Source organism: Pseudomonas baltica (assembly GCF_031880315.1).
Taxonomy (GTDB): domain Bacteria; phylum Pseudomonadota; class Gammaproteobacteria; order Pseudomonadales; family Pseudomonadaceae; genus Aquipseudomonas.
This window is the reverse complement of record NZ_CP134771.1, coordinates 2165169-2184311: the sequence shown is the minus strand read 5'-3', so window position 1 is coordinate 2184311 and position 19143 is coordinate 2165169. Positions and strand designations below refer to the sequence as shown.

Here is a 19143-nt window from a genome sequence, read left to right as displayed (position 1 = left end):
GAATCATCAGCACGGTTCGGCAAACTCTCGAGTCGGGGCAGTCCACAGGATTGACCTCCGGCAGACGTACATGTTCGCCATGATACATCGCGCGAGTCTCGGACGACTGCCCGGCTGTGCCTATAATCGGATATCGCTGCAGTGCGCCATTCGTTGGCAAGCGGGTCTTTCAACCGGATACAAGGATTTGAAACATGGCCGATAGCGCACAACTTCTGCTGGGTGCCGACCTCGATGGAACGCCTGTGGCGCAGGCCATGCGCCTGAGCAATCGCCACGGTTTGATCGCCGGCGCGACCGGTACGGGCAAGACGGTCACCTTGCAGCGCCTGGCCGAAGCCTTCAGCGACGCCGGTGTGGCGGTGTTCGCCGCCGACATCAAAGGCGATCTGTGTGGTTTGGGGGCGCCCGGCCAACCCACGGGCAAGATTGCCGAGCGGATTGCCGGCATGCCGTGGCTTGGGTATCGGGCCAAAGCCTGCCCAGTGACGCTTTGGGATGTGCACGGCGAGAGCGGCCACCCGTTGCGCACCACCCTCAGCGAGATGGGCCCGCTGCTGATCGGCAGCCTGCTGGAGCTGACCGACAGCCAGCAGGCGGCCCTGTATGCGGCATTCAAGGTGGCTGATCGCGAAGGTTTGTTGTTGCTCGATCTCAAGGACCTCAAGGCGCTGCTCAATCATCTCAAGGACAATCCGCAGTTGCTGGGCGATGACGCGGCCCTGATGACCACCGGTTCCAGCCAGGCCTTGTTGCGGCGCCTGGCGACGCTCGAGCAGCAAGGCGCCGAAGCGCTGTTCGGCGAACCGGCCTTGCAACTTGAAGATCTCCTGCAACCCGATGCCGACGGGCGCGGGCGTATTCATCTGCTGGACGCCAGCCGCCTGGTGCACGAGTCGCCCAAGGTCTACGCGACGTTTTTGCTGTGGTTGCTGGCCGAGTTGTTCGAGCAGCTCCCGGAGCGGGGCGATGCCGACAGGCCGTTGCTGGCATTGTTCTTCGACGAGGCCCACCTGTTGTTCGCCGATACCCCCAAGGCGCTTCAGGACCGGCTCGAGCAAGTGGTGCGGCTGATCCGCTCCAAGGGCGTCGGGGTGTATTTCGTCACTCAGTCGCCCAGCGATTTGCCCGATGGCATCCTCGCCCAGTTGGGGTTGCGCTTGCAGCACGGCTTGCGGGCGTTCACCGCCAGGGAGCAGAGATCCCTCAAAGCCGTGGCAGACGGCTTTCGACCCAATCCGGCGTTCGACACCCTCACCGTGCTCACCGAACTGGGCATTGGCGAGGCGCTGGTGGGGACGTTGCAGGACAAGGGCACGCCTGCGATGGTGCAGCGCGTACTGATCGCGCCCCCGCAGTCGCGTATCGGCCCGCTGACCGCGGCCGAGCGCTCGGCGTTGCTGGCGAGCTCGCCGTTGCGAGGCCGTTACGACAAGCCTATCGACCGCGAGTCGGCCTATGAAATCCTATCTGCACGCAGGCTGCAGCCGCCCACGGAGGAAGCCAAGGCGGCTGCGGGCGACAGCCTGGTGGACAAGGCCACGGAGTTTCTCGGGACAGCGGCGGGGCAGGCGATCAAGTCGGCGGTGCGCCAGGCTGCCGGGCAGTTGGGGCGGCAGCTGGTGCGTGGTCTGATGGGGTCGTTGCTGGGCGGCAACAAGCGTCGATAGGCGTGAAAAAGCGCCCCGTGGGAGCAAGCCTCGCTCCCACGGGTGTACGGCTCAGGTCCGGATTGTGAAAGCAAGGTTGCGCGTTCGGCGGCGCGGAGGCCAGTCGCATGGATGCAACACCCGCGGCCAGCCATGAAAGCGCCTACGACAGGCCGCGTATCAACCCGAGATCAGGTCCCGAGCACCTTGGAGGCCAGCCAGAACAGCCCGGCCGCCAGTGCCATCGAGGCTGGCAGGGTCAGCACCCAGGCCAGCAGGATGGTCTTGATGGTGCCCCCCTGCAGGCCGCTCTTGTTGGCCACCATGGTACCGGCGACCCCCGACGACAACACATGGGTAGTCGACACGGGGAGGGCGAAGATGTTGGCCAGGCCGATCATCGATGCCGTGACGATCTGCGCCGACATGCCCTGGGAGTAGGTCATGCCTTGCTTGCCGATCTTGGTACCGATGGTCAGGACCACGCGCTTCCAGCCCACCATGGTGCCGATACCCAGGGCCAGGGCGACAGCGACCACCACCCAGAACGGGGCATACTCGGTGGTTCCGGTCAGGTCCTTGCGCAGCTTGTCGAGGTCGGCCTTCTCGCGAGCATCGAGTACCGGCAGCTTGCTGACTTTTTTCGCGGTGTCATCCAGGCACAACAGATAGCGGCGCACTTCGATGCGCTTTTCTGGCGCGAGCGTGTGGTAATCCGCTACGCCCTCGAGGTTGCCCAGCAGCGCGTGGATGGTCGGCTCGGTCTGCTTCGGGTTACAACTGGACTGGGCCGGCAGATCGCTGTCGGACGCCTTGCCGAGGGCCAGAAACTCGCCCAGGGTGGCGCTGTTGCGCTGATAGAACTGGTTCAGGTGCACGGTAGCGTCGCGGGTGCGTTCGATCTGATAGGTGGTGCTGGTGAGGTCCAGCACGAACTGGCTCGGCACGATGCCGATCAATACCAGCATGATCAGGCCGATGCCCTTCTGGCCATCGTTGGAACCGTGCACGAAGCTCACGGCCATCGCCGAAATCACCAGTACCAGACGATTCCAGAACGGCGGGTGCTTCTTGTCGTCGAGCTTTTTGCGCTGGTCCGGGGTCTTGTGCATCTTGGATGCCGGGCGCCATTTTTTCAGGATCAGCAACCCGACGGCCGCGGCCAGGAAGCCGGCCACCGGCGAGAACACCAGCGAAGCGCCGATGTCGATAGCCTTCTGCCAGTTAACGCCGTCGGCCAACGGAATGTTGTTGAGCAAGGCGTTGGCCAGGCCCACACCCAGTATCGAGCCGATCAGGGTATGGGAGCTGGAGGCCGGAATGCCGAAGTACCAGGTCCCCAGGTTCCAGGCGATCGCGGCAGCGAGCAGCGAGAACACCATGGCCAGCCCATGGCCGGTGTTGACGTTGATCAACAGTTCCACCGGCAGCAGATGGACGATGGCATAGGCCACGCCGACACCGCCCAGCAACACGCCGAGGAAGTTGAATAGCCCCGAGAAGAGTACCGCCAGTTGTGGTGGCATGGCCTTGGTATAAATGACTGTGGCCACCGCGTTGGCAGTGTCATGAAAGCCATTGATGAACTCGAAGGCGAGGACGAACGTCAGGGCGAGAATGAGGCTTATCACCACCCAGGCGTCGAGGCCGCTGAATAATTCGATCATGAAGGTTTTGTGACCAGTTCAAAGGGGGCGCGATTATGCCAGAAATCCTTGGCGTTCGATGCACCACTGACCCACCGTTCGAGCGGTTCGGAGTTTTCCGAGCGAGACACTGCGTTGCACTGATGTGCAGGGCGGGGCACTCGGATACCTGGAATACCCCTTGAAATCGGGGGCTCGACTCAGGTGGATCGCTTTCAAACGGCCGTATGAAAAAAGTGTCGAGACCGCTTACTTCATGACCTTAAAAATGTTGTTGCATTCAGCGGCCTGCAGGCAGTCAACGACAAATCTGCCGCACCCGCCTGTGGCCATCGCGGCGCAGTGTCATTGCTCAGCCGGCTCCTGCTTGAGTTCCTGCTCGATCTTTTGCAGTTCTTGCTGAAACGCTTGATCCTGGACCGTTGCCCTTTTACGCCAAGGTTTACGCTCAGGGTCCGGTTGGGCCGCATAAGTGGTGATCTCACCGCCGTAAACATCCTTGTAACGTTGTTCCTGGCGCTCGAGTTCTGCGCGCAGTTCGTCTTTTGTCACGTTAATACCTAATAGATTAATAAAACCATTTCGGACGTATTGTCCTTGCGCCTTGCCCACCCGCGGAACTAATGGCGGGGATGGTCGAGGCTGCACGGGCTGCGGCGTCCAAGGGAATTGCTGTCGCAGCGACAGAGTAGGTCGTCGCCGATAGGGCATGTGCAACTCCGGATGTTTTCCAGGAAGCGCTGCATGCAGATCGGTCGAACGTGCCCGCGATAACCATTGATGAGCTGATGATGGGGTATCGCGGAGGTTCTTTGTCCAGGCGCCGATTATAGCAAGGGCGCTGTGGAACACTATCCTCACACCGGCGTGGAAGGTAATCCAAACGCTGCATTTTGTTTCAGCGTGCCGGACAAGTCGTAACTTAATCCGTAAACCCTTGCCTTGTAAAGTTTGAGGTCAAAGGTATTTAAAAGTTTCAGTTTATTAGCGGATGTTTCATCGACAGAAAACATCCATTCTTCAAGTCCGCTGCCGGTCGCTGGCCTGGGGTGTTGCGATAATCGGCCGGTGGTTCGATAATCGCCCAAAGCTGCCAGGTGCCTTCGCGCACCTGGATGATATTCGAGCCGTCAGGAATTGCGCATGAACGACAAATTACGTAGCGCCTTCACTTCTTTGGCGCCGCCCATCGTCGCGTCGGCCGCCAAGCGCATTCAGGCGTTTGCTGGCGATCCGGACTTCATGACATCGCTGGCCCGGGGGCTTGCCGTGGTGCAGGCGTTTCAGGAACGCAAGCGTCACCTGACCATCGCCCAGATCAGCCACCGTACCGAAATCCCTCGGGCGGCCGTGCGTCGCTGCCTGCATACCCTGATCAAACTGGGCTACGCCACCACCGATGGGCGCACCTATTCGCTGCTGCCCAAAGTACTGACCCTCGGCCATGCATACCTGTCATCGACGCCGCTGGCGGTGTCGGCGCAGCCCTATCTGGACCGTACCAGCGAGCAACTGCACGAAGCCTGCAACATGGCTACGCTCGAAGGCGACGACATTCTCTATATAGCGCGTTCCGCCACGACCCAACGGTTGATCTCGGTGGACCTGTCGGTGGGTGGGCGTCTGCCGGCCTATTGCACGTCCATGGGTCGCATCCTGCTCTCGGCGCTGGATGATGCGACCCTGCAGGATTATTTGCAAAACGTCGAATTGCAGCCCAAGACCAGCCGCACCCTGACCGACCCAGAGGCGCTGTTCGCCTGTCTGCAGCAAGTGCGCGAGCAAGGCTGGTGCATCGTTGACCAAGAACTCGAGCAAGGCCTGCGCTCTATTGCAGTGCCGGTCTATGACGCCTCGGGCCAAGTACTTGCAGCGCTTAATGTGAGTACCCATGCGGGTCGGGTCCCGCGCAGCGAACTGGAAACCCGATTCTTGCCGATTCTGCTCAGCGCCAGCCGTGAACTGAGCGCACAACTGTTCAGGTAGGCGTGTTCAGGTAAGCGCGCCGCAAACAGGTCGCGACTCGATGGGGCAGCATGGCTATGGCCGGCAGGTCAGCGATTGATGTCCGATAAACGCACGGATACGCGTTTGTCGAATTGACGGCCCCGAGCCCGGCTTATTAATGTCGTCGCCACGGATCGTTGCTGCGCGGTCCACAATAATAATGAGCGAGAGGCAAGCCCCACCATGATCCATCTCCAGCACGTGTATCGCCCACGTCCACCAGATATCGGTTCCCAAGGGAGCTGATCAAAGCTTTTGCATCGCAATACCTGTGCCGCGCCACGCTCGGTACGGACGCCCTGTGCGTCACTCTATAAAACGGATAAAAACCATGAACAGTCCCGAAAGCAAAGTCGGACAGTGCCTCGACGTACAGTCCTTCATCAATGCCAGTCCGATCTCTCGCTATCAGTGGCGAGTGGTCATTCTGTGCTTCCTGATCGTTTTTCTCGATGGCCTGGACACTGCGGCCATGGGTTTCATTGCGCCTGCGCTGTCCCAGGACTGGGGGATCGACCGCGCCAGCCTGGGGCCGGTGATGAGTGCCGCGCTGATCGGCATGGTCTTCGGTGCTTTGGGTTCCGGGCCGTTGGCCGACCGCTTCGGGCGCAAAGGCGTGCTGGTTGGCGCGGTGCTGGTGTTCGGCGTGTTCAGCCTGGCCTCGGCATTCAGCGGCAACGTTCAGGAACTATTGATCCTGCGCTTCCTCACTGGGCTCGGCCTGGGGGCGGGTATGCCCAATGCCACCACGCTGTTGTCCGAATACACCCCTGAACGCAAGAAGTCGCTGCTGGTCACCAGTATGTTCTGCGGCTTCAACCTGGGGATGGCCGGTGGCGGGTTTATCTCTGCCAAGTTGATTCCCGCGTTTGGCTGGCACGCCTTGCTGCTGCTGGGTGGCATCCTGCCGTTGATCCTCTGCGTAGTACTGCTGTTCTGGCTGCCAGAGTCGGCGCGTTTTCTGGTGGTGCGCAATCGCGGTACCGACAAGGTGCGCAAGGTGCTGGCGCCTATCGAGCCGATCCAGGTGGCACAGGCGGGCAGTTTCAGTGTGCCGGAGCAGCAGACGGTCAAATCGCGTAACGTGCTGGCGGTCATTTTCTCGGGCACCTACAGCGCCGGCACCTTGCTGCTGTGGCTGACGTATTTCATGGGCCTGGTGATCGTCTATCTGCTGACCAGTTGGCTACCGACGCTGATGCGCGAAAACGGCGCGAGCATGGAACAGGCAGCCTTCATCGGCGCCCTGTTCCAGTTCGGTGGCGTATTGAGCGCGGTAGGCGTGGGCTGGGCCATGGACCGCTTCAATCCGCACAAGGTCATCGGCACCTTCTATTTGCTGGCCGGTGTCTTCGCCTACGCCGTGGGGCAGAGCCTGGGACATATCACGGTCCTGGCCACGCTGGTGCTGGTCGCCGGTATGTGCGTCAACGGCGCGCAGTCGGCGATGCCGTCGCTGGCCGCGCGTTTCTATCCGACCCAGGGGCGTGCCACGGGCGTCTCGTGGATGCTCGGTATCGGTCGTTTCGGCGCGATTCTCGGAGCCTGGATCGGCGCGACGCTGCTGGGCCTGGGCTGGAATTTCGAGCAGGTACTCACTGCGTTGGTGGTGCCTGCCGCAGTGGCTTGCACCGCCGTGGTGATCAAGGGGCTGGTCAGCCACGCCGATGCCACCTGAGCATCTTTGTTCGATAATCGAACTGATAGTCGATTATCGGATTGTTTGCCGTGCAGCAGACGCTTACTCTGCTGCACTTTGCGGCGCATGCCTCGCGCCTTTTTTATTCTGCACGGTCTAATCTGCCTCGGGCCTGTAAAGGCCCAGTATCAGGAGAAGCATGATGCGTGATGTTTTTATCTGTGATGCCATTCGTACCCCTATCGGTCGCTTCGGCGGTGGTCTGTCCGGCGTGCGCGCCGATGACCTGGCGGCGGCACCGATCAAGGCGCTGATCGAGCGCAACCCCTCGGTGCAATGGGATCAGGTGGATGAAGTGTTCCTCGGCTGCGCCAACCAGGCCGGTGAAGACAATCGCAACGTCGCGCGCATGGCCGCCTTGCTTGCCGGCCTGCCGGAGAGCATCCCGGGTGTGACCCTCAATCGCCTGTGCGCTTCGGGCATGGACGCCGTGGGCACCGCCTTCCGCGCCATCGCCAGTGGCGAGATGGAGCTGGCGATCGCTGGCGGCGTCGAGTCGATGTCCCGTGCGCCGTTCGTGATGGGCAAGGCCGATGCGGCGTTCTCGCGCAACATGAAGCTCGAAGACACCACCATCGGCTGGCGCTTCGTCAATCCGCTGATGAAGGCCCAATATGGTGTCGACGCGATGCCGCAGACCGCCGACAACGTTGCCGACGATTATCAGGTGTCGCGCGCCGATCAGGACGCTTTCGCCCTGCGTAGCCAGCAACGCACGGCCGCCGCGCAGGCTGCGGGTTTCTTTGCCGAAGAGATCGTGCCGGTGCGTATCGCCCATAAGAAGGGCGAAACCATCGTCGACACCGATGAGCATCCCCGCGCTGATACCAGCCTCGAGACCCTGGCCAAGCTCAAGCCGGTCAATGGCGCTGACAAGACCGTTACCGCCGGCAACGCGTCGGGCGTGAATGACGGCGCTGCGGCGATGATCCTGGCCTCGGCCGAAGCGGTGAAAAAACATGGGCTGACCGCACGTGCTCGGGTGCTCGGCATGGCCAGCGCTGCGGTCGCCCCTCGGGTCATGGGTATTGGCCCGGTGCCAGCAGTGCTCAAGCTCACTGAGCGCCTGGGCCTGGCAGTCAGCGATTTCGACGTCATCGAGCTCAATGAAGCCTTCGCCAGCCAGGGCCTGGCGGTACTGCGCGGCCTGGGTTTGGCCGACGATGCGCCGCAGGTCAATCCGAACGGCGGCGCCATTGCCTTGGGCCACCCGTTGGGCATGAGCGGCGCTCGGTTGATCCTCACCGCACTGCATCACCTGGAAAAAACCGGCGGTAAGAAGGGATTGGCGACCATGTGTGTCGGCGTTGGTCAGGGTTTGGCGCTGGCGATCGAACGGGTTTGAGTCATTGTGGGCTGTGCCGACCTCTTCGCGGGCCGGCCTGCTCTTACAGGTGACAGGCCAACGCTCTGAGAGCAAAGCTTGCTCGCGAACAGGCCCTCGAAATCCCCGATAACAAGCAGCAACAACGCCGGTGCCTTCAGGCGCTGGCGTGTTCACCCCAGCTCGACCGGGGTGAACTAGTCGATCGCCCGAACCCTTTTGTGCCTCCACGCAAGGCAGAAACGGGTTTGGGTAATTGCCTTGTGCCATGAGGATGTTACGGTATATGTCTAAACCGTTAGTACCCTCAACGAGTGAGCAAAAAATGACAACAACTCATTACACGGGAGAGGAGCGCAAGAAGCGCATCTTCGCTATCGTCGGTGCCTCTTCGGGCAACCTGGTGGAGTGGTTCGACTTCTACGTCTACGCCTTCTGCGCCATTTATTTCGCCCCTGCGTTTTTCCCCTCCGACAACCCGACGGTTCAGCTGGTCAACACCGCAGGTGTGTTCGCCGCGGGCTTTTTGATGCGGCCCATTGGCGGCTGGCTGTTTGGCCGCGTGGCCGACAAGCACGGGCGCAAGAACTCGATGATGATTTCGGTGCTGATGATGTGCTTCGGCTCGCTGGTCATCGCCTTTCTGCCGACCTACGCCACCATCGGCGTATGGGCGCCGATCATCCTGCTGCTGGCGCGCCTGTTCCAGGGGCTGTCGGTGGGCGGTGAGTACGGCACCACCGCCACCTACATGAGTGAAGTGGCATTGCGCGGCCAGCGCGGCTTCTTCGCCTCGTTCCAATACGTGACCCTGATCGGCGGTCAGTTGCTGGCGGTGCTGACCGTGGTGATCCTCCAGCAGTTTCTCGACGAGCCCGAGCTGAAGGCCTGGGGCTGGCGCATTCCGTTCGTGGTCGGTGCCGTTGCCGCAGTGATCTCGCTGCTGCTGCGTCGCACGCTTGAAGAAACCAGCACCGCCGAAACACGCGCCGACAAGGACGCCGGCAGCATTGCCAGTTTGTTCAAGAATCACACCGCGGCCTTCATCACCGTTCTCGGCTACACCGCCGGTGGCTCGCTGATTTTCTACACCTTCACCACGTACATGCAGAAGTACCTGGTCAACACGGCGGGCATGCACGCCAAGACCGCCAGCTACATCATGACCGGCGCACTGTTCTGCTATATGTGCATGCAGCCGTTGTTCGGCATGTTGGCCGACAGGATCGGGCGGCGTAAATCCATGCTGTGGTTCGGTGCTCTCGGCGCGCTTTGCGTATTCCCGATCCTGATTGCGCTGAAAACCGTGACCAGTCCGTTCCTGGCATTCGTGCTGATCACCCTGGCACTGGCCATCGTCAGCCTCTATACCTCGATCAGCGGCCTGGTCAAAGCCGAGATGTTCCCGCCGCAAGTACGTGCGCTCGGAGTTGGCCTGGCCTACGCGGTGGCCAACGCGATCTTCGGTGGCTCGGCAGAATACGTCGCCCTGCAGCTCAAGGCCGGAGGCAGCGAAAACACTTTCTACTGGTACGTGACGGTAATGATGGTGATTGCTTTCCTGTTCAGCCTGCGCTTGCCCAAAGAGCCCAAGTACCTGCACCAGGATCATTGATCCATCCGCGCACCCGATAGTCGGGCGCGCCTAGAGAGGTTGAGTTATGAGCGACAGACCGAGCAATCAGTTGTTCGATGCCTACTTCACCCGCCGCGACATGCGCGAGGTATTTTCCGACCGCGGGCGGGTCCAGGGCATGCTGGATTTCGAGGCCGGTCTGGCGCGTGCCGAAGCCGAGGTGGGGGTAATCCCCAGCGAGGCCGTGGCACCTATCGAGGCGGCGTGTGACGCCAGCCTCTACGATTTCGAGGCGCTGGGCGAGGCGATCGTCAGTGCTGGCAACTCGGCTATTCCACTGGTGAAGATGCTCGGCAAGCGAATTGCCGACAAGGACGCCGGCGCCGAGCGTTTCGTGCACCTGGGCGCTACCAGTCAGGACGTGATGGACAGCGGCCTGGTGCTGCAACTGCGCGCCGCGCTGGGGCTGCTGGAAGCCGACCTCGGCGAGCTGGCCACCGTGCTGGCCGCGCAGGCGCAACGCTATGCGGCCACGCCGATGGCCGGGCGCACCTGGCTGCAGCACGCCACGCCAGTGACCTTGGGGATGAAAATCGCCGGCTGGCTGGGCGCCGTCACTCGTCACCGCGAGCGCCTGGCTGAAATCAAGCCGCGCCTGCTGGTGCTGCAGTTCGGTGGCGCCTCAGGTAGCCTCGCGGCGCTGGGCGACAAGGCCCTGCCGATCGCCGAAGCGCTGGCCCGCACGCTGGATCTGACCTTGCCCGAGCAACCCTGGCACACCCAGCGCGATCGGCTGGTGGAGTTCGCAGCGCTGCTCGGGCTGATCGCCGGCAGCCTCGGCAAGCTGGGCCGCGACGTCAGCCTGCTGATGCAGACTGAGGCCGCCGAGGTGTTCGAGCCGTCGGCACCTGGCAAGGGCGGTTCGTCGACCATGCCGCACAAACGCAATCCGGTCGGTGCCGCGGTGCTGATCGGTGCCGCCAGCCGAGTGCCGGGGCTGGTCTCTACCATGTTCGCCGCCATGCCCCAGGAGCACGAGCGCAGCCTCGGCCTGTGGCACGCCGAATGGGACACCCTGCCGGAGATCTGCTGCCTGGTCTCTGGCGCGCTGCAGCAGGCCCTGCTGTTTGCCAAGGGGCTGGAAGTGGATGCCGCGCGCATGGCCAAAAACCTCGACCTGACTCAGGGCCTGGTACTGGCCGAAGCGGTCAGTATCGTCCTCGCCCAGCGCCTGGGGCGTGACACCGCCCACCACTTGCTGGAGCAGTGCTGCAAGCGCGCGGTGGCCGAAGGTCGGCACCTGCGTGCGGTGCTGGGCGACGATGCCCAGGTCACGGCCGAATTGTCGGCCAGCGAACTGGACCGCCTGCTGGATCCGGCCCACTACCTCGGTCAGGCGCAAGTCTGGGTCGAGCGCGCGGTGGCCGAGCACACTCGTTTCGAACACTCAAGCCACGCCTGATCAATGCCTGAAGGAGACTGCCCGTGGGAAGCGTACAACTCGCCGATGGCGAACTGAACTACCAACTCGATGGCCCGAGCGATGCGCCAGTGCTGGTGTTGTCCAATTCGTTGGGTACCAACCTGCACATGTGGGACTCCCAGGTCCCGGCTTTTACCGAGCACTTTCGCGTGTTGCGCTACGACACCCGCGGCCATGGCCAATCATTGGTCACGCCGGGGCCCTACAGCATCGAGCAACTGGGCAAGGATGTACTGGCGCTGCTCGACGCGCTGAACATCGACCGCGCGCATTTCTGCGGTCTGTCCATGGGCGGGCTGATCGGGCAGTGGCTGGGCATCAATGCCGGCTCGCGCCTGCGCCGTCTGGTGGTCTGCAACACGGCCGCCAAGATCGGTACCCCGGACATCTGGAATCCGCGTATCGAAATGGTCCTGCGCGATCGCGAGGCCGCCATGGTCGGCCTGCGCGATGCTTCCATTGCCCGCTGGTTCACCCCGGACTACGCCGAGGCGCATCCGGATCAGGCCAAGCGCATCACCGATATGCTGGCCTCGACCAACCCTGAGGGCTATGCGGCCAACTGCGGTGCGGTGCGCGATGCTGATTTCCGCGAGCAACTGGGTGCCATCAAGGTGCCGCTGCTGGTGATCGCTGGCACCGAAGACGCGGTGACGCCACCCGCCGGCAGCCTGTTCATCAAAGAGCACGTCAAGGGCGCCGAATACGCCGAGTTCCACGCGGCGCATCTGTCCAACGTGCAGGCGGGCGACGCGTTCAGCCAGCGTGTGATCGAATTCTTGCTGAGCAAGAACCTTTAAAAGACCATCTGGGAGGTCCGTTGTGGACGAGAAAGAACGTTACGAAGCCGGCATGCAAGTGCGTCGCGCCGTCCTGGGCGAAGCCCATGTCGATCGTAGTCTGAAGAACCTCACCGAGTTCAACTCGGAATTTCAGGAAATGATCACCCGCCACGCCTGGGGTGATATCTGGACGCGCCCGGGCCTGCCGCGTCACACCCGCAGCCTGATCACTATCGCCATGTTGATCGGCATGAACCGCAATGACGAACTCAAGCTGCATCTGCGGGCTGCTGCCAACAACGGGGTGACCCGTGCCGAGATCAAGGAGGTGCTGATGCAGAGCGCGATCTACTGCGGTATCCCGGCCGCCAACGCGACGTTCCACCTGGCCGAATCGGTGTGGGACGAGCTGGGCGTCGAGTCCCGTGAGGGCTGACTTTTGTCTGCTCCAACAAGAACCCCCGCTGAATGCGGGGGTTCTTGTTTATGCCGCCTGGGCGCTTACAGGAACGAAATCGGGTACTGGATGATCACCCGATTCTCGTCGAAGCTGTTGGTGTTGCCATAGTTGCGGCGCAAGGTGGAGTTCCTCCAGCGCAGGGACAGGTTCTTGAAGGTACCGCTTTGCAGCACGTAGGCGACCTCGGTTTCGCGACCGCGATCTTCACCATCGGTGACGCCGTTGGAATGCACGTTGGAGCCTTCGATAAAGCGGTTCATCAAGGTCAGGCCCGGTACGCCGAGGCCGGCGAAGTTGTAATCATGGCGGACCTGCCAGGACTTCTCGTCCTTGAGCTCGTAACTCCAGCCGTAGCTGTCGTTCGCCAGGGTGCCGCCGCTGGTGCCCGCAATGCGCTGCCAGGCGGCTTCGCCCATGACTTTCTGCAAGCCGACGTAGAAGGTGTTGAAGCCGACCTTGAGCGAGAACAGCCCGGACATGGTGCGGTTGTCCTGATCGCCTGCCAGTGCCGAGCCATCGGTATCACCGATGAAGTAACCGAGGTTGGCGCCTGCGGTAATGTTGTCGGTGATCGGTTGCGAGTGCAGGATCTGGAAGTATTTCTGGTGGTAGATGTCTTCCAGCTGACCGTACCAGGCGCCCACCAGAGTACGTTTGTCGTTGAAGGTGTACTCGGCGCCGGCAAAGTTGTAGTGGTCGCTGCTGATGCTCGGTTTGCCGTGGATCGTGGTGCCGGCGGTGTTGAGCGACAGGCGCTCCATGCTGGCGTCGTTACGCTGGCTGTTGCCGCTGAACTGGCCGGCGTACAGGGTCACGTCCTTGATCTCCTTGGAGGTGATCTGGCCACCTTTCAAAGTTTGTGGCAGCGAGCGGCCATCGTCGGCACGGACGATCGGCAGCACTGGCATCCATTCGCCGATTTTTAGTTCGGTCTTGGAGATCTTCGCCTTGCCAGCGATCGCCAGGCGGCCGAATGAGTCGGCCGGGGTGTTGTTGTCATGCACCGGCAGCAGTTGCGAGCCATAGGTGCCTCTACCGCCATCAAGTTTGTATGACATCAACCCCAATACGTCGACACCGAAGCCAACGAAGCCGTTAGTGAAGCCGGACTTGGCGTCGAGGATAAAACTTTGGGTCCATTCATCTGCCGCGCCGCGTTTGGTCGCGCCCGGCACGACGAGCGATTTGCCGTTGTCGACGAAGTTGCGGTTGAAGTAGAAGTTGCGCAGGTTGAGGTTGACCTTGGCGTCTTCAACGAAGCCATGGGCGTCGTCAGCGAAGCTCGGGGCGCCGGCGCCCAGGGTCGCCAGCGTCAGGAGGCTGAGGGTAACGCGGTGTTTGCCTGTGTGTTTGCTCATTTTTATTGTGTGCTCTTTTGGTGATCTGAATGCAGGTGCAAGCCGCAACGTCGATGTCGCAATCGTGATGTTCAGTCGTTCGGATGCCGTCAGCGCAAAACGCTGGCGCATCTTGAAGAGATCAATCGGGTAGGGGAGTGCGCATGGACATGGGGCTCAACCTTTTGTTATTTATTGTTGGTTATCGTGTGGTCTGACGCTTTCTTTAGCCTCTGCTCCGCGAAGGTACAGGAGGATGTTTCGGTAAGCGGATGGTGCAATCTCGACCCGGAGTGGGTCAATTCGCCGCACGGGAATCTGGGCGATAAGCGAACACTAACTGTTTGGTTAATTTTGTGTCAAGTTGTCGGACAGGTACGGTTGTGGAATTTGTAGCAGGGGAATCTGACGGCGTCCAGTCTTTACTCTAATTTGGGTCGGCCGCCCTCAGCGATATCGTTTCAGCCCAGTTACAGTGGGTATCAAATAGGAGTTGATCGTCGTACAAGCAAAAAAAAGCCCACCAGAAGGTGGGCTTTTTCAGTCCGCAAAGGCCGTTATCGGGTCTTTGTGGGCTGCGCATCGGCCGCCTGAATCGGTTGCCCGGTCTGTTCGACCCAGCCACCGCCCAGTGCCTTGTACAGGGTGATCTCGGCGCTCAGTTGCGACAGGCGATCGGTAATCAGTGTCTGTTGGGCACTGAACAGCGAGCGCTGGGCATCGAGGAAGGTCAGGTTGCTGTCCACACCGATACGATAACGACGCTCGGCCAGGCGGTAGTAATCCTGGTTGGCCTGGACGAAGTCACGCTGAGCTTGCAACTGATCGTTGTAAGTCTTGCGTGCGGTCAAGCCGTCCGAGACTTCCTGGAAGGCGGTCTGGATGGCTTTCTCGTAGTTGGCGACGTTGATGTCTTTTTGCAGCTTGGCGTAATCCAGATTCGCCTCGAGCTGGCCGAAGTAGAAGATCGGGACGTTGATGGTCGGGGTGAACGACCAGCTGCCTTGCCCGCCCTTGAACAGGTTGCCCAGTTCGGCGCTGGACGAGCCGGCGCCTGCGGTCAGAGTGATGCTCGGGAAGAACGCTGCACGTGCCGCGCCAATGTTGGCGTTGGACGCCTTCAAGGTGTATTCGGCCTGGAGAATGTCCGGGCGACGGGTCAGCAGGTCCGACGGCAGGCCTGCAGGCACTTCGGTGAGCATATCCCCGTCCAGAGGCTGGTTGGGTGCCAGGTTGGCCGGCAGGCCGGTGCCCAGCAGCAACACCAACGAGTTTTCGTCCTGAGCGACCTGGCGCTGGTAGCGCGCCAAGGCTGCGCGGGCGCTCTCGACCGAGGTCCGAGCCTGAGCAAGATCCAGTGCGGAGGAGACGCCGACTTCGCTGCTGCGCGAGGTCAGGCGCAAGCTTTCTTCGTAGGTCTTGAGGGTGTCCTGAGTCAGCTTCAGCAGTTCGCGGTCAGCTTCCCAGGTCATGTACGCCGTCGCCACGCTGGCAACCAGGCTGATCTGGGTAGAGCGCCGCGCTTCTTCGGTGGAGAAGTAGCTCTGCAACGCTTGCTCGGTGAGGCTGCGAACCCGGCCGAACAAGTCCAGCTCGTAGGAGGAGATCCCCACCTGGGCCGAGTAGCTGCCGCTGGTGGTGGTCTGTTGCGAGATGCTCAGGTCGGCGGGCGTACGCTGACGCGTCCCCGTGATCGTGCCACCGATGGCCGGGAACAGGTCAGCACGCTGAATGCGGTACTGGGCCTGGAAGGCTTCGACGTTCAGGGCCGCGACCTTGAGATCGCGGTTGTTGGTCAATGCCACCTGGATCAGCTGCTGCAGCGCCGGGTCGCGGAAAAACTGCCGCCAGCCCTGTTCGGCGGCGGCGACGTTGGCCGCTTGGGCTGGCGCGTACGCCGGCCCTTGCGGGTACTGATTGACGACCGGCGACTGCGGCGTCTTGTAATCGGGGATCAACGAGCATCCGCTGAGGATGACGGCGGTCACCGCGATGGAGATCAGTGACTTGCTCATTGGCCAGCCTCATCGTGTGAAATTTGGTTCTTTGGCTGGTTGTCCTTGTCCTTGTCCTTGCCCTTGAAGAGCGACGACACGGCCACGAAGAACATTGGCACCCAGAAGATCGCCAAGGTGGTGGCTGTGAGCATACCGCCGATCACACCGGTACCGATGGCGTGCTGGCTGCCTGAGCCGGCGCCACTGGAGATGGCCAGCGGCACAACACCCAGGATGAACGCCATGGACGTCATCACGATAGGGCGAAGTCGCATGCGGCAGGCCTCGACAGCAGACTCCACCAGGCCCTTGCCCTGTTCGTGCAGCTCTTTGGCGAACTCGACGATCAGGATGGCGTTTTTCGCCGCCAGCCCCACCGTCACCAGCAGGCCTACCTGGAAGAACACGTCGTTGGACAGGCCGCGCAAGTGCGTTGCGATCAGCGCACCAACCACGCCCAGCGGCACCACGAGGATGACCGCGATCGGGATCGACCAGCTTTCATACAGCGCTGCAAGGCAGAGGAAAACCATCAGGATGGAGATCGAATACAGGACTGGCGTCTGCGAACCGGAGAGTTTTTCCTCGTAGGACAGACCGGTGAACGAGTAACCGATGCCGGCCGGGAGTTTCTTGGCGATGGCTTCGACTTCATCCATGGCCTGGCCAGTACTGTAGCCCGCTGCCGGCGTACCGAGGATCTCGACCGCCGCTACACCGTTGTAACGCTCCAGTTTCGGCGAGCCGTAGACCCACTTGCCGGTCGCGAATGCCGAGAACGGCACCATGGTCCCGGAGGAGTTGCGTACATACCACTTGTCCAGGTCTTCCGGGCTCATGCGCGCGCTTGGAATGCCTTGCACGTAAACCTTCTTGACCCGACCGCGATCGATGAAGTCGTTCACATACGAGCTACCCAGCGCGGTAGAGATGGTAGTGTTGATGTCAGCAATGGAGAGGCCCAGAGCACGGGTTTTCTCATCATCGAGTTCAAGCTGGTATTGCGGTTCGTCGGCCAGGCCGTTCGGACGGGTCGCGGCCAGGATCTTGCTCTGGGCCGCCATGCCGAGGAACTGGTTACGCGCTTCCATGAGCTTTTCATGGCCCACGCCACCCTGATCCTGCAGGTAGAAGTCGAAACCGGTCGCGTTACCCAGTTCCAGTACCGATGGCGGCACCACCGCAAACATCATGGAGTCGCGGAAGGAGAAGAACTTCTGCTGGGCGCGTTTGGCAACTTCGAACACGCTCATGGTGGAGTCGCGGTCTTCCCACGGCTTGAGCAGTACGAACGCCAGGCCGGAGCTCTGGCCACGACCGGCGAAGTTGAAGCCGTTGACGCTGAAGACCGAGCCTACCGCCTTGCCTTCACCGTTCTTCTCGTCCAGCAGATACTCGCGCATCTTGTCCAGCTGTTGCTGCGTGCGCTCGGCCGAGGAGCCGGCAGGCGTCTGCACCTGGGCAAAGATCACGCCCTGGTCTTCATCGGGCAGGAAGGCTGCCGGGATGATGGTGAACAGGTAGACCATCGCCGCGATAATGCCCCCATACACCAGGAAGGCCGGGATGCGATGGGTGACGATCTTCTTCACGCCGCCTTCGTAGTGGTCTACGCCGCGGTCGAACATGCGGTTGAACCAGCCGAAGAACCCACGCTTGGGTTGGCCATGCTTGTCTGCATCGATCGGCTTGAGCATGGTGGCGCACAGCGCCGGGGTGAAGATCAGGGCAACCAGTACCGACAGTGCCATCGCCGAAACGATGGTGATCGAGAACTGCTTGTAGATCACGCCGGTGGAACCGCCGAAGAACGCCATCGGCAACAGTACCGCCGAGAGCACCATGGCGATACCGACCAGGGCGCCCTGGATCTGCCCCATGGACTTCTTGGTGGCCTCCTTGGGCGTCATATGCTCTTCAGCCATTACCCGTTCGACGTTTTCCACCACAACGATGGCGTCGTCCACCAATAGACCGATGGCCAGGATCATACCGAACATGGTCAGGGTGTTGATGGTGAAGCCGGCCGCCGCGAGGATGCCGAACGTACCCAGCAATACCACCGGTACCGTCATGGTGGTGATGAGGGTGGCACGCAGGTTCTGCAGGAACAGGTACATCACCAGGAACACCAGGATGATCGCCTCGACCAGGGTTTCTACTACACCGCTGATCGATTCCTTGACCACTGGCGTGGTGTCATACGGGTAGACCGCTTTCATGCCTGGCGGAAAGAATGGCTCCAGGGTGGCGATGGTCTTGCGGATCGCTGCGGCGGTGTCCAGGGCGTTGGCGCCCGGTGCCAGCTTGATGGCCATACCCGAGGCAGGCTTGCCGTTGAACTGTGCGTCGATGGCGTAGTTCTGGCCACCCAGGGCGACGTCGGCGACATCCTTGACGCGCACTTGCGAGCCGTCAGGATTGACCTTGAGCAGGATGTTCTTGAACTGATCGGCAGTCTGCAGGCGCGTCTTGCCGATGATGGTCGCGTTCAGCTGCTGGCCTTTCACCGCAGGCAGGCCGCCGATCTGGCCGGAGGACACCTGCACGTTCTGGGAGGAAATCGCAGTGGAGACATCACCTGGATTGAGCTGATAGTTGTTCAGCTTGGCCGGGTCGAGCCAGATGCGCATGGCGTACTGCGAACCGAACACCTGGAAGTCACCCACGCCGTTGGTACGCGAGATCGGATCCTGAATGTTGGAAACGATGTAGTTGGACAGGTCGTCCTTGGTCAGGCTGCCGTCGGTCGACACCAGGCCGATCACCAGCAGGAAGTTTTTCACTGCCTTGGTGACCCGGATGCCCTGTTGCTGTACTTCTTGCGGCAGCAGCGGGGTGGCCAGGTTGAGCTTGTTCTGCACCTGGACCTGGGCGATGTCGGGGTTGGTACCCTGGTTGAAGGTGGCGGTGATGGTCATGCTGCCATCGCTGTCACTTTCCGACGATACGTAACGCAGGTTGTCGATACCGTTGAGCTGCTGCTCGATGACCTGAACCACGGTGTCCTGCACGGTTTGCGCCGAGGCGCCCGGGTAGGTGACCTGGATCGCGATGGCCGGCGGTGCGATCGACGGGTACTGGTTGATCGGCAGGTTGAAGATCGAGATCGCTCCGACCAGCATGATCACCAGGGCAATTACCCAGGCAAAGATGGGGCGGTCGATAAAAAATTTCGACATG

14 protein-coding genes are annotated in these 19143 nt (G+C 61.3%); 8 read left to right on the top strand and 6 right to left on the bottom strand.

From position 1 onward, the window contains the following. Positions 1-194 precede the first annotated feature (194 nt). Positions 195-1670 (top strand): helicase HerA-like domain-containing protein, encoded by a 1476-nt coding sequence (locus REH34_RS09530; protein ID WP_311971480.1) that lies wholly within the window; start codon positions 195-197, stop codon positions 1668-1670. 170 nt (positions 1671-1840) lie between these two features. Here the strand turns inward: REH34_RS09530 and REH34_RS09525 are convergent, their stop codons facing one another. The 3 genes from REH34_RS09525 to REH34_RS09515 form a co-directional block, all read right to left on the bottom strand. Further along, a complete protein-coding gene (locus REH34_RS09525) occupies positions 1841-3316 on the bottom strand; it encodes an inorganic phosphate transporter (protein ID WP_311971479.1) in 1476 nt (491 codons plus the stop codon). A 324-nt stretch (positions 3317-3640) separates the two neighbouring features. Then, the gene (locus REH34_RS09520) at positions 3641-3847 is read right to left on the bottom strand and encodes a hypothetical protein (protein ID WP_226506890.1); all 207 of its coding nucleotides are present in this window, start codon (positions 3845-3847) and stop codon (positions 3641-3643) included. A gap of 305 nt (positions 3848-4152) precedes the next feature. Beyond that, positions 4153-4383, bottom strand: coding sequence for a hypothetical protein (locus REH34_RS09515; protein ID WP_311971478.1), 231 nt, complete (start codon positions 4381-4383; stop codon positions 4153-4155). A gap of 55 nt (positions 4384-4438) precedes the next feature. On the opposite strand from REH34_RS09515, the gene pcaR reads away from it, so the two are divergent. From pcaR to pcaC, 7 genes are all read left to right on the top strand, one after another. Next, complete coding sequence (pcaR, locus tag REH34_RS09510; RefSeq protein WP_226506823.1) at positions 4439-5281, top strand: pca regulon transcriptional regulator PcaR; 843 nt, start codon at positions 4439-4441, stop codon at positions 5279-5281. A gap of 352 nt (positions 5282-5633) precedes the next feature. Then, a complete protein-coding gene (locus REH34_RS09505; RefSeq protein WP_226506824.1) occupies positions 5634-6980 on the top strand; it encodes an MFS transporter in 1347 nt (448 codons plus the stop codon). Positions 6981-7140: 160 nt separating this feature from the next. Then, positions 7141-8346: a 3-oxoadipyl-CoA thiolase gene (gene pcaF / locus REH34_RS09500; protein ID WP_226506825.1), complete on the top strand. Its 1206-nt coding sequence runs from the start codon at positions 7141-7143 to the stop codon at positions 8344-8346. Positions 8347-8650: 304 nt separating this feature from the next. Further along, positions 8651-9940 carry an MFS family transporter gene (locus REH34_RS09495; protein WP_226506826.1) on the top strand — a complete coding sequence of 430 codons (1290 nt, stop codon included), beginning with the start codon at positions 8651-8653 and terminating at the stop codon, positions 9938-9940. Positions 9941-9986: 46 nt separating this feature from the next. Beyond that, on the top strand, positions 9987-11363 hold the full coding sequence (locus REH34_RS09490) for a 3-carboxy-cis,cis-muconate cycloisomerase (RefSeq protein WP_311971477.1): 1377 nt from the start codon (positions 9987-9989) through the stop codon (positions 11361-11363). A 23-nt stretch (positions 11364-11386) separates the two neighbouring features. Beyond that, the gene (gene pcaD / locus REH34_RS09485) at positions 11387-12184 is read left to right on the top strand and encodes a 3-oxoadipate enol-lactonase (protein ID WP_311971476.1); all 798 of its coding nucleotides are present in this window, start codon (positions 11387-11389) and stop codon (positions 12182-12184) included. Positions 12185-12206: 22 nt separating this feature from the next. Continuing rightward, a complete protein-coding gene (gene pcaC, locus REH34_RS09480) occupies positions 12207-12602 on the top strand; it encodes a 4-carboxymuconolactone decarboxylase (protein WP_226506829.1) in 396 nt (131 codons plus the stop codon). Between the two features lie 65 nt (positions 12603-12667). On the opposite strand, the gene REH34_RS09475 is transcribed toward pcaC, so the two are convergent. From REH34_RS09475 to REH34_RS09465, 3 genes are all read right to left on the bottom strand, one after another. Beyond that, positions 12668-13984, bottom strand: a complete 1317-nt coding sequence (locus REH34_RS09475) for an OprD family porin (protein ID WP_226506830.1) — start codon at positions 13982-13984, stop codon at positions 12668-12670. A gap of 536 nt (positions 13985-14520) precedes the next feature. After that, positions 14521-15978 carry an AdeC/AdeK/OprM family multidrug efflux complex outer membrane factor gene (locus REH34_RS09470; RefSeq protein ID WP_311971475.1) on the bottom strand — a complete coding sequence of 486 codons (1458 nt, stop codon included), beginning with the start codon at positions 15976-15978 and terminating at the stop codon, positions 14521-14523. After that, positions 15975-19142 (bottom strand): efflux RND transporter permease subunit, encoded by a 3168-nt coding sequence (locus tag REH34_RS09465; protein ID WP_226506832.1) that lies wholly within the window; start codon positions 19140-19142, stop codon positions 15975-15977. The genes REH34_RS09470 and REH34_RS09465 overlap by 4 nt, the downstream gene beginning before the upstream one ends. Position 19143: the final 1 nt, after the last annotated feature.

What these genes read in the sequence shown, in the direction of transcription:
- REH34_RS09490 (WP_311971477.1), top strand. Translation starts at nt 9,987, where the DNA reads ATGAGCGACAGACCGAGCAATCAGTTGTTCGATGCCTACTTCACCCGC.
- REH34_RS09465 (WP_226506832.1), bottom strand. Translation starts at nt 19,142, where the DNA reads ATGTCGAAATTTTTTATCGACCGCCCCATCTTTGCCTGGGTAATTGCC.
- REH34_RS09495 (WP_226506826.1), top strand. Translation starts at nt 8,651, where the DNA reads ATGACAACAACTCATTACACGGGAGAGGAGCGCAAGAAGCGCATCTTC.
- REH34_RS09470 (WP_311971475.1), bottom strand. Translation starts at nt 15,978, where the DNA reads ATGAGCAAGTCACTGATCTCCATCGCGGTGACCGCCGTCATCCTCAGC.
- REH34_RS09475 (WP_226506830.1), bottom strand. Translation starts at nt 13,984, where the DNA reads ATGAGCAAACACACAGGCAAACACCGCGTTACCCTCAGCCTCCTGACG.
- REH34_RS09525 (WP_311971479.1), bottom strand. Translation starts at nt 3,316, where the DNA reads ATGATCGAATTATTCAGCGGCCTCGACGCCTGGGTGGTGATAAGCCTC.
- REH34_RS09530 (WP_311971480.1), top strand. Translation starts at nt 195, where the DNA reads ATGGCCGATAGCGCACAACTTCTGCTGGGTGCCGACCTCGATGGAACG.
- pcaF (WP_226506825.1), top strand. Translation starts at nt 7,141, where the DNA reads ATGATGCGTGATGTTTTTATCTGTGATGCCATTCGTACCCCTATCGGT.
- pcaR (WP_226506823.1), top strand. Translation starts at nt 4,439, where the DNA reads ATGAACGACAAATTACGTAGCGCCTTCACTTCTTTGGCGCCGCCCATC.
- REH34_RS09505 (WP_226506824.1), top strand. Translation starts at nt 5,634, where the DNA reads ATGAACAGTCCCGAAAGCAAAGTCGGACAGTGCCTCGACGTACAGTCC.